Origin of the sequence: Clavibacter michiganensis subsp. insidiosus, assembly GCF_002240565.1 — a bacterium.
GTDB lineage: Bacteria > Actinomycetota > Actinomycetes > Actinomycetales > Microbacteriaceae > Clavibacter > Clavibacter insidiosus.
The window spans coordinates 824459-835603 of record NZ_MZMO01000001.1 but is presented as its reverse complement, the minus strand read 5'-3'; the positions used below and the strand labels follow the sequence as shown (position 1 = coordinate 835603).

General features: G+C 75.0%; 7 protein-coding genes. All 7 read left to right on the top strand.

Going from position 1 to position 11145, the window contains the following annotated elements:
* Nucleotides 1-19 precede the first annotated feature (19 nt).
* Nucleotides 20-3838: an ATP-dependent RNA helicase HrpA gene (hrpA, locus tag B5P21_RS04320; RefSeq protein ID WP_094170818.1), complete on the top strand. Its 3819-nt coding sequence runs from the start codon at nt 20-22 to the stop codon at nt 3836-3838.
* 263 nt (nt 3839-4101) lie between these two features.
* Complete coding sequence (atzF, locus tag B5P21_RS04315) at nt 4102-5778, top strand: allophanate hydrolase (protein WP_246865246.1); 1677 nt, start codon at nt 4102-4104, stop codon at nt 5776-5778.
* 43 nt (nt 5779-5821) lie between these two features.
* Nucleotides 5822-6316: a shikimate kinase gene (locus B5P21_RS04310; protein ID WP_045529026.1), complete on the top strand. Its 495-nt coding sequence runs from the start codon at nt 5822-5824 to the stop codon at nt 6314-6316.
* Nucleotides 6317-6380: 64 nt separating this feature from the next.
* On the top strand, nt 6381-7907 hold the full coding sequence (locus tag B5P21_RS04305) for an ABC transporter substrate-binding protein (protein ID WP_094170817.1): 1527 nt from the start codon (nt 6381-6383) through the stop codon (nt 7905-7907).
* Complete coding sequence (locus B5P21_RS04300) at nt 7904-8878, top strand: ABC transporter permease (RefSeq protein WP_052663223.1); 975 nt, start codon at nt 7904-7906, stop codon at nt 8876-8878. Before B5P21_RS04305 ends, B5P21_RS04300 begins: the two co-directional genes overlap by 4 nt.
* A complete protein-coding gene (locus B5P21_RS04295; RefSeq protein ID WP_045529031.1) occupies nt 8875-9699 on the top strand; it encodes an ABC transporter permease subunit in 825 nt (274 codons plus the stop codon). The genes B5P21_RS04300 and B5P21_RS04295 overlap by 4 nt, the downstream gene beginning before the upstream one ends.
* The gene (locus tag B5P21_RS04290) at nt 9696-11144 is read left to right on the top strand and encodes an ABC transporter ATP-binding protein (RefSeq protein WP_094170816.1); all 1449 of its coding nucleotides are present in this window, start codon (nt 9696-9698) and stop codon (nt 11142-11144) included. The genes B5P21_RS04295 and B5P21_RS04290 overlap by 4 nt, the downstream gene beginning before the upstream one ends.
* Nucleotide 11145 lies beyond the last annotated feature (1 nt).

Here is an 11145-nt window from a genome sequence, read left to right as displayed (position 1 = left end):
CGGATAGACTCAAACCAGCATGGAATTCAGCATCGCGTACCCGCCCGAGCTCCCCGTCAGCCGGATGCGGGACGAGATCGCCGACGCCATCCGCGACAACCAGGTCGTCATCGTCGCGGGCGCGACGGGCTCCGGCAAGACCACGCAGCTGCCGAAGATCTGCCTCGAGCTCGGCCGCGAGAGCATCGGCCACACGCAGCCCCGGCGGCTCGCCGCGCGCACGATCTCGGAGCGCATCGCGGAGGAGCTCGGCGGCGAGGTGGGCCAGCTCGTGGGCTACCAGGTGCGCTTCACCGACAAGGTCTCGGCCGACACCCGCATCAAGCTCATGACCGACGGGATCCTGCTCAACGAGCTGCAGCGCGACAGGCTGCTGAAGAAGTACGACACGATCATCATCGACGAGGCCCACGAGCGCAGCCTCAACATCGACTTCCTGCTCGGCTACCTCAAGCAGCTGCTGCCGCGCCGGCCCGACCTCAAGCTCATCATCACGTCGGCCACCATCGACCCGCAGAGCTTCTCGCGGCACTTCGGCGACGCCCCGATCGTGGAGGTCTCCGGGCGGACGTACCCGGTGGAGATCCGGTACCGCCCGCTCGTCGCCGAGGCCGCCGTCGCGGGCGAGGACGACGACCTCGCCGACGCGCCGCTCGAGCGCCCGGCCGACGATCGCGACTTCCTCGAGGGCATCAACGCGGCGCTCGACGAGCTGGCGGCCGAGTCGTCCGGCGACGTGCTCGTGTTCCTGAGCGGCGAGAACGAGATCCGCGACGCCGAGGACGCCATCCGCAGCCGGAACCTCCCGCACACCGAGGTGCTGCCGCTCTACGGGCGGCTCTCGTCGGCGGATCAGCACCGCGTCTTCCAGCCGTCGACGCAGGCGGGCGTGCGCCGCCGCATCGTGCTCGCCACCAACGTCGCCGAGACGAGCCTCACGGTGCCCGGCATCAAGTACGTGATCGACGCCGGCACCGCGCGCATCTCCCGCTACTCCGTGCGCTCCAAGGTGCAGCGGCTCCCCATCGAGGCGATCTCGCAGGCCTCCGCCAACCAGCGCTCGGGCCGATCCGGCCGCACGAGCGACGGCATCGCGATCCGCCTGTACTCGGAGGAGGACTTCGCCCGACGGCCCGAGTTCACCGAGCCGGAGATCCTCCGCACGAACCTCGCGGCCGTGATCCTGCAGATGGTGTCGCTCGGCCTCGGCGACATCGCCGCGTTCCCGTTCCTCCAGCCGCCGGACTCGCGCGGCATCAAGGACGGCGTCGACCTCCTCACCGAGCTGGGCGCGGTCGTCCGCTCCCCCGACGGGAGCCCCACGCTCACCAAGGTGGGCCGCGACCTGTCGCGCCTGCCGATCGACCCGCGGTTCGCGCGCATGGTCGTGGAGTCGCGCAAGCACGGCGTGAGCCGCGAGGTCATGATCATGGTGGCCGGCCTCACCATCCAGGACGTCCGCGAGCGCCCCCTCGAGAAGCGACCGCAGGCCGACCAGCAGCACGCGCGCTTCGTGGATCCGTCGAGCGACTTCATCACGCTCCTCAACCTCTGGAACCACCTGGAGGAGAAGGAGGCCGAGCTCTCCTCGAGCGCGTTCCGCCGCATGTGCAAGGCCGAGTTCCTCAACTACGTGCGCGTGCGCGAGTGGAAGGACGTGTTCCGCCAGCTGCGCCAGCTGGCCCGCCCGCTCGACCTGCAGATGAACGAGCCGAAGGCCGACCCCGACGGGATCCACAAGTCCCTGCTCGCGGGCCTCCTCTCCCACATCGGGCTGAAGGACGCGCAGAAGAAGGACTACGTGGGCGCGCGCCAGTCGCGCTTCGTGGTGTTCCCGGGATCCGCGCTCGCGAAGAAGCAGCCCGACGCGATCATGAGCGCCGAGCTCGTGGAGACCAGCCGCCTGTTCGCGCGCACCAACGCGGCCATCGACCCGGCGTGGGCCGAGCCGATCGCGGGCGGGCTCGTCAAGCGCACCCACAGCGAGCCGCACTGGGAGAAGAAGCAGGGTGCGACCGTGGCCTGGGAGCGCGTGACGCTGTACGGCGTCCCCATCGTGCTCAAGCGGCGCGTGCAGTTCTCCCGGATCGACCCGGCGTACGCGCGCGAGCTCTTCATCCGGCACGCGCTCGTCGAGGGCGACTGGGAGTCGCAGCAGGCGTTCGACCGCGCCAACCGGAAGCTCCGCGAGGAGCTCGCCGAGGTCGAGGAGCGCACGCGCCGCCGCGACATCCTCAACGACGACGAGGCCGTCTTCGAGTTCTACGACAAGCGGATCCCCCGCGACGTCGCCTCCACGCGCGCCTTCGAGGGGTGGTGGAAGAAGCAGCGCCAGGAGACGCCCGACCTCCTCACCATGACCGCCGAGGAGCTCCTCGCCGAGGACGCCGTCGACGTCGACGAGGGCGCCTTCCCGCCCACCTGGCAGCAGGGCGACCAGCGCCTCTCCCTCACGTACCGCTTCGAGCCGGGCGCGCCCGACGACGGCGTGACCGTGCAGGTGCCGCTCGCGCTCCTCGCCCGGCTCAGCCCCGCCGGCTTCGACTGGCAGGTGCCCGGCATGCGGCGCGATCTCGTCACCGCCATGATCAAGGCCCTCCCGAAGGCGCTGCGCAAGAACGTCGTGCCCGCCGCCGACTGGGCCGACCGGCTGCTCGAGGGGCTGCCCGAGCCGGATCCGCAGCACCCCGTGGCCTTCACCACCACCATCGCGGGCCTCATCATGCGGAAGGCGCACGTGCGCGTGGCCGACGACGACTTCGACCTCGACCGGATCCCCGCGCACCTCCGCATGGCGTTCCGCGTGGTCGACGAGCGCGGCCGCGAGGTCGCCGCCGGCCGCGATCTCACCGAGCTGCAGGCGCGGCTCTCCAGCCGCGCGCGCGACAGCGTCGCCCGGGCCACCGCGCGCCCGGTCGAGCGCGTCGCCGGCGCATCAGGGCCGGCGACGCGCGGCATGGAGCGCACCGGCCTCACCACGTGGGACCTCGACGAGCTGCCCCGCTTCGTCGACACCGCGCAGGGCGGCACGGGCGACAGCCGGCAAGTCATCCGCGCGTACCCGGCGCTCGTCGACGAGGGATCCACCGTCGCGATCCGCCTCATGGCGACCGCCGAGGACCAGGCGCGCGCGATGCCCGGCGGCGTCCGACGCCTGCTCGTGCTCGCCATCGCGAATCCCTCGGCCTACGTGAAGCAGCACCTCACGAGCCAGGAGAAGCTCATGCTCGCGACGAGCCCGTACCCGAACGTGCAGGCGCTCTTCGACGACTGCCTGCTCGCCTGCATCGACCAGGTGCTCGAGCGCGTGGCCCCGGGCGGCGCGATCTACTCGAAGGAGCTGTTCGAGACGGCTCGGGATCGCATCTCCGGCGTCGTGATGGACTCGATGTTCGACACGGTGGCGCTTGTCAACCGCGTGCTCACGGGCGCGCGCGACGCCGAGCGCGCGATCAAGCAGGCGACGAGCATGCAGCTGATCGGCGCGCTCACCGATGCGCGCGAGCAGCTCGCCGGGCTCGTGTACCCGGGCTTCGTCTCGGTCACCGGCCTCGCCCGGCTGCAGCGCCTGCCCGCCTACCTCTCCGGCCTGACGCACCGCGTGCAGCGCCGGCCCGACCAGCCCGCGCGCGACCGCGCGTGGATGACCGAGGTGCAGAAGGCGACCGACCTCTACCGCGAGGCCGGCGGCGTCATCCCGTCGGCGCCGCACGCGCCCGAGTCGCTCGTGCACGCGCGCTGGATGCTCGAGGAGCTGCGGCTCAGCCTCTTCGCCCAGCACCTGCCGACGGCCGAGCCGGTGTCGCTGCAGCGGATCCGCAAGGTGCTCGCGGGCTGACGAGCCGGATCCGGCCGTCGGCTCCACGATGCGACGCGCGCCATCCACTCCGCGCTCCTCGCTCCCGCGGCCGAGAAGTGGCCCGTCCGCGCACCGCCCCGCCATCGCCACCGCGCCATGACCGCCGCACCCCGAACGGAGAGACCCCACATGACCGCATCGCCCACGACAGCCCCCGTCACCCCTCCCGCCCCTCCCGCCCTCCCGCAGCGGCACCGGATCCGGTCGCCCGCGTCCGCGCCGCCTACCGGCGCATCGCCGAGGTGGACCGGCCGGAGGTGTGGATCACGCTCCGCCCGGAGGAGGAGGCGGTCGCCGCCGCGGCCGGCGTCGCGCGGGCCCTCGCGGAGGAGGGCGCCGACGCCCTGCCGCTCGCCGGTCTCGTGGTGGCCGTCAAGGACAACATCGACGCGGCCGGGTTCCCGACGACCGCGGCGCTGCCCGTCAGCGCCTACCAGCCGGAGGAGAGCGCCACGGTGGTCGCGCGCCTCGAGGCGGCGGGCGCCGTGGTCCTCGGCAAGACGAACCTGGATCAGCTCGCGACCGGCCTCGTGGGCACGCGCAGCCCCTACGGCGAGGTGCGGGGAGCGGAAGACCCGGAGCTCGTGTCCGGCGGATCCAGCTCGGGCTCCGCGGTCGCGGTGGCGCTCGGCATCGCGGACGCCGCGCTCGGCACCGACACCGCCGGGTCCGGGCGCGTGCCCGCCGCCTACAACCGGCTCGTCGGGATCAAGCCCACCCTGGGCCTCCTGCCCGCCCGGGGCGTCGTGCCGGCCGCGCCCTCCTACGACACCGTGACCGTCTTCGCGCGCACCCTCGCCCTGGCCGAGCGCGTGGCCGGGGTGGTGGCGGGTGTCGACGACGCGGATCCGGCGAGCCGCCCCTGGCCCTCCGACGCCCCGCTCAGCGCGGCTCCGGTCCTCCGCCTCGCTGTGCCGGCCGACGCGGGCCTCGCGCCCATGTCGCCGTCATGGCGGAGCGCATTCGACCGTACGGTGGCGATGCTCGGCGACGCCGGCGTGGAGGTCGCCGAGGTCGACATCTCGCCGCTGCTCGCGGCCGCCGCCCTCCTCTACGACGGCGCCCTCGTCGCCGAGCGCACCCAGGCCGTCGGCCACCTGCTCGCCAGGTCGCCCGAGGGCGCGGATCCGTCGGTCGCCCGCATCATCGGATCCGGCTCCGCGAAGACGGCCGTCGAGCTCGTCGCCGACCAGCAGGCCCTCCGCCGCCACCGGCTGGACGCCCGGCGCATCCTCGCCGGCGTGGACGCGCTCCTGCTGCCCACCGCGCCCGGGCATCCGTCGCGGGCCGAGGTCGCGGCCGATCCGATCGGCGTCAACTCCTGGGTGGGCACCTACACGAACTTCGTGAACCTCCTCGACCTGGCCGCGATCGCGGTGCCCGGGCCGGACGCCGACGGGCGGCCGTTCGGCGTGACCCTGGTCGGCCCGGCGTTCTCGGACGCCGCGCTCGTCGACGCCGCGGACCGGCTGCAGCGCGCGGTCGGCACGGCGCCGGACGAGCCGCGCACGCCTGCCCCGTCGTGGGGACCCGCCGCCACGCCGATCGCCGTGTTCGGCGCGCACATGGTCGGGCAGCCGCTCAACGGCCAGCTCACCGGGCTCGGCGCGCGGCTGCTCGGCGACGCGGTCACCGCGCCCGCCTACCGCCTCCACGCGCTCGACACCGTGCCGCCCAAGCCGGGCCTCGTCGCCACGGAGACGGGCGGCGCTTCCATCACCGGGGAGCTGTGGGCGATCCCCTCGGGCCGCGTGGCCGACGTCGTCACGCAGCTCGCGCGCCCCATGGTGGTCGGCAAGGTGGCCATGGCGGACGGATCCGAGGTGCTCGGCTTCCTCTGCGAGCCCCAGGCGCTCGAGGACGCCGAGGACATCACCGAGCGCGGCTCCTGGCGCGCGCACCTCGGCGCGGGCCGCTGACCGCGGCGCGCGGGGTCGCCCCGCCGCCGCGTACCGTCGACGCATGACGCGGATCCTCCTCACCGGCATGTCCGGCGCCGGGAAGTCCACGCTCCTCGCCGAGCTGGCCCGGCGCGGGCACCGCACGCTCGACACCGACCATGACGGCCGGACCCTGCCGGACGGCCGATGGGACGAGCCGCGGATGGCCCGTCTCCTCGACCGCGAGCCGCGCATCGTCGTCTCGGGCACCGTCGAGAACCAGGGCGCGTTCCGCGACCGGTTCGCGCACGTCGTGCTGCTCAGCGCACCGCTCGACGTGCTGCTCGCGCGCGTCGCCGGGCGCACCGGGAACGACTACGGGAAGGACCCCGCCGAGCGCGAGGAGATCCGCCGGAACACGCGGGAGGTGGAGCCGCTGCTCCGCCGGTCCGCCGACCTCGAGCTCGACGGCCGGCGCACGATCGCGGACCTGGCCGACGAGCTGGAGCGGCTCCTGGGCCGAGCCGTGCGCGGCGCGGATGCCCATGTGCACTCTACTGAGAAGCATTCTCGATAAGCCGGTAGCCTCCGTCTCGGTCCGCGCCGTCGCGCGGATCCCCACGCAGCTGCACGGAGGACCCATGACCACGCTCCCCAGGAGGCACCCCGCGATCGTCGCGGCAGGGCTCGCCCTCGCGATCACGGCGGGAGCATCCGGATGCGCGCCGTCCTCCGACGCTCCCGCGGACGCCGCGGCGACCGGCGGCACGCTCCGCGCGGCCTTCCCCGGCGGCGCGGCCGAGACGCTCGACTACCTGGTCGGCCCGACCGCGCTCGACTACGTCCGCGCGCGGCTGGTGCACGCGCCCTTCTGCGACATCGACGCGTCGGCTCCGGACGGCGTCGCCTACGGCGCCCTCTCCTCCATCGACGTGAGCCCCGACCTCTCCTCCTACACGCTGCACGTCCGGCCCGACGTGCCGTTCACCGACGGATCCACGCTCACCGCCGCGGACGTCATCTACTCGCTCCGCGCTCCCGGGCTGCTGCACGGCCTGCCCTTCACGCAGATCGTCGCGCGCGACCTCGACGTCGACGCCGCCACGGCCGTCGACGACCTCACCGTCACGCTGCCGACGCGCCACCCGGTCGCCGACGGCCGGCAGCTCATCTGCCAGAGCATGCTCGCCATCAAGGACGGCACCACGGAGTTCACGGCGGCGACGCCGTCCTCGGGGCCGTTCACCATCAGCGGGTTCGAGCCCGGGCAGAGCACGGTCCTCACCTGCAACCCGACGTTCTACGGCACCGCCCTCGGCACCGGACCGACGCTCGACTCCATCCAGCTGCTGTCGATCTCCGACCAGACCGCCCGCGAGGACGCGCTGCGCCAGGGCCAGGTCGACTACGCGAGCGGGCTGGCCCCGGCGCAGGCCCAGGAGCTCACGGGAGCATCCGGGATCACCGTCTCCACGAGCGAGCTGCCCTACGCCTCGTCCCTCCAGTTCCTCATGAACCCGTCCTTCGCCCCCTTCGCCGACGAGCGCGTGCGGGAGGCGTTCAAGCTCGCGATCGACCGCCAGCAGATCGTCGACACCGTCTACTTCGGCCACGCGTTCGTGGGCGACGACGTGCCCGGGCTCGGCTTCCCGAGCTACGACACGACCCTGCCGACGCGCGAGCACGACCCCGACCGGGCGAAGGCGCTGCTCGCCGAGGCCGGGCAGAGCGGCATGAAGGTGACGCTCACGGCGGGCCCCGAGCTGCCCGGCATGGTCGAGACCGCCACGCTGATCGTGCAGGACCTCCGCGCGATCGGCGTGGACGCGACCCTCGCCGAGCTGCCCGCGGGCCAGCTCTACGCCGACTACGCCGCGTACCAGAGGCTGCCGTTCGCCGCCGGGTACACGCCGCCGGCGCTCTTCGAGCCGAACCACGTGCCCGGAGCGCTGCCCGAGGCGGACGCGCTCGTCGCCCAGGCGCGCAGCGCCGCCACCCCGGAGGCCCGGCTCGCCGCGTCGCACCAGGCGCAGCAGATCCTCTGGGCGAAGGGCTACACGATCGCGCCGGTGTTCGTGCCCTCGATCAGCGCGCAGTCCGACGGCGTCGCCGGCGTCCGTGAGCTGCAGTTCCCCGACCTGTCGCGGGCGACGGTCGCGGCGCGGTGAGCTCCGCGGCGCCGCTCGGCCGGTGGATCGCCGGACGGTGCGGCGCCGCGCTGGTGACCCTCGCGGCGCTCTCGGTCGTCGTGTTCGCGAGCGCATCCGCGCTGCCGGGGGACGCCTCCGGGGCCCTCGCGGGAAGCGGTGCGACCGCGGCGGAGCGCGACGCCCTCCGCACGGACCTGGGCCTCGACCGCCCCGTCGCGGAGAGGTACCTGACCTGGGCCGCCGGCGCCCTCCACGGCGACCTCGGCCGATCGCTCGTCTCCGGCCGCGAGATCGCGCCGCTCCTCGGGGAGCGCCTCATCGACACGCTGACCATCACGGCGCTCGCGGTCGCGGTGATCGCCGTGGTCGCGACCTGCCTCGGCCTCGCGTCGGGCATGCGGGAGGACAGCGCGGCCGACCGGCTGCTCACCACCCTCACGGTGGTCATGATGGCGACGCCCGACTTCCTCGTCGCCATCGCGCTCCTCGTGCTCCTCACCTCCCTCGTGCCGGTGCTCCCGGCCGTCGCGCTCCTGCCCCTGGGCGACGCCGCGTGGCAGCATCCGGAGGTTCTCGTGCTGCCGGTCGCGACGCTCGCCCTCGCCGGCGCGGGCCCGGCCGCGCGGATGCTGCGCGCGACCGTCGTCGACGTGATGCGGGCGCCGTTCATCGAGCACGCGCGGCTCAACGGGATCCACGGCCTCCGCCTCGCGCTCGTGCACGTGCTGCCGAACGCGGCGGCCCCGGCGCTCCAGTCGCTCGCGCTGGTGGCCGCCGGGCTGCTCGGCGGCGGGATCGTGGTCGAGACGCTGTTCGGCGTCCCCGGCATCGGCCTGGAGCTCGCGCGCGCGGTGTCCGCCCGGGACGTGCCCATGGTGCAGGCGGTCGCGCTCGTGCTCGGCGGCGCGGCCCTCGCGATCCTGCTGGTCGGCGACGTCGGCGCGGCCCTCCTCCGACGCCGCCGGGGCGCCGAGCAGGTCCGCGGATGAGCGACGAGTCCGCCAGGTCCCGCGCCCGCGGCGGCTTCCGTACGCTCGCCCTGGTGCTCGCCGCGAGCGTCGTCGCCGCCGCCCTGCTCGGGCCCCTGTTGCCGCTCGGCTCGCCGGACGAGGTCGTCGGCCGGCCCTTCGCCGGCCCGGACGCCGCGCATCCGCTCGGCACGGAGCTGCTCGGCCGCGACCTGCTCGCGCGCGTGGCCGCGGGCGGGCGGGGGCTCGTGCTCGAGGCCGTCGCCGCTACCCTGGCCGCGAGCGCCGTGGGGCTCGCGCTCGGGATCCGGTCGGGGCTGCGCCCGTCCCGCGCGGCCGACGCGGCCGTGCGCGTCGTCGACGCCGTCGCCGCCCTGCCCGCGCTGCTGGTCCTGCTCGTCCTCGCGGCGGGGTCACCGGGCCAGCCCGCGGCGATCGTCGCCGCCATCGCCCTCGTGAGCGCCCCGTCCTCCGTGCGGGTCATCCGCCAGCAGACGCGCATCGTCGCGGCGGCCGACCACGTCGTGATCGCCCGGGCGCGCGGCGACGGGATCGGCAGCAGGCTCCGGCACGACATCATCCCGGGGATCCGCTCGGTCGCCCTCGCGGACGCGGGCCTCCGGTTCATCGCCGCGCTCCAGCTCGCCGCGGCCGCCGGGTTCCTCGGCGTCGGCGCCAGCGCGCCCGCGGCCGACTGGGGGCGCATGGTGCGGGAGGACGTGGTCGGCATCCGCGCGAACCCGCTCGCGACCCTCGTGCCCGCCGGGCTCCTGGTCGCGGTCTCGCTCGGCGTGACGCTCGCGGTGGACGGGTCCGCCCGACGGCGCGGGGATGCCCGGTGATCCCCGCCATCGAGGTCAGCGGCCTCACGATCCAGGGCGGGACCGGCGCGACGGACGCGAGCGGCACCGGAGCGACGCTCCTCCGCGGGATCGACCTCCGCGTCGCGCCCGGCGAGGTCGTCGGACTGTCCGGGCCGTCCGGCAGCGGGAAGTCGACCCTGCTGCACGCGCTCCTCGGGCACCTCTCCGCCGGGGCCCGGGTCATGGCGGGGACCGTCCGCGTCCACGGCGTGGATCCCCTCGCCCCGGCGGGCCGGCGCCTCCTCCGCGGACGGATCGTCGGGCACGTGCCGCAGGATCCGGCGAGCGCCCTCGATCCCGCGCGCACCGCGCTCCAGCACATCCGCCAGGCGGCTCGACGGTCCGCCGGCCGCGCGGACCTCGGCCGGCTCGCGCTCGAGGCCGCGCGCGACGCGCACCTCGACCCCGCGCTGCTGCGCCGTCGCGGATCCGAGCTCTCGGGCGGGCAGGCGCAGCGCGTGATCCTGGCGGCGCTCCTCGCGGGCCGGCCCGCGGTGGTCCTCCTCGACGAGCCCACGAGCGCGCTGGACGCCGAGACCGCCGACCTGGTCGCCCGTCACGTCGCGCGCCTCCCGTGGCGACCGACCGTCGTCATCGCGAGCCACGCTCCCGACGTGCTCACGCGCACGAGCGGACGCGTCGTCACCCTGCACGGCGGCGCGTGGGGGCACGGCTCCCCGACGGCCGTCGCGACGCCCCCGCCCGCTCGCGGGCCGGCGGCCGTCGAGGCGCGGGCGGCTCCCGCCACCCGGCCCGTCGCATCCGCTCCCGCCGTCGAGGTGTCCGGTCTCCGCGTCCGCTTCCGCGCGCACCGGGTGGTCGACGAGGCCTACTTCCGCATCCCGCCCGGCGCGATGCTCGCGCTCCGGGGCCGATCCGGATCGGGCAAGACGAGCATCGGCCGGGCGGTCGCCGGCCTCCTCGTGCCGGATGCGGGCGCGCTTGACGTGGCGGGCACGCGCCTCCCCTGGGCGGGCGAGGATCGGACCCGCTCGGAGAAGCCGCTCGTGGGGCTGGTGCTCCAGGATCCACGCGCCGCGCTGCACCCGGGAGAGACGGTGCGCGCGGCCATCACCCGCGCGGGTCGCGCCGCCGTCCGCCGGGGCTCCCCGGCCGCCGATCCCGCCGAGCTGCTCGCGCGCCTCGGGCTGGATCCATGCCTCCTCGAGCGCCGGCCGCACCAGCTGAGCGGCGGCCAGCGCCAGCGCGTCGCCATCGCCCGGGCGATGGCCGCGGCACCGGCCGTGCTCGTGTGCGACGAGATCACCGCGTCCCTCGACGCCACGGCGGAGCGGATGGTGCTGGACGCCCTCGACGAGGCGCGCACGCGCACGGGCGTCGCGATCCTGCTCATCACGCACAGCGCGACGGCCGCCGACCGCGCCCACCGGGTGCTGACGCTCGACGGCGGCCGTCTCGCCTGAC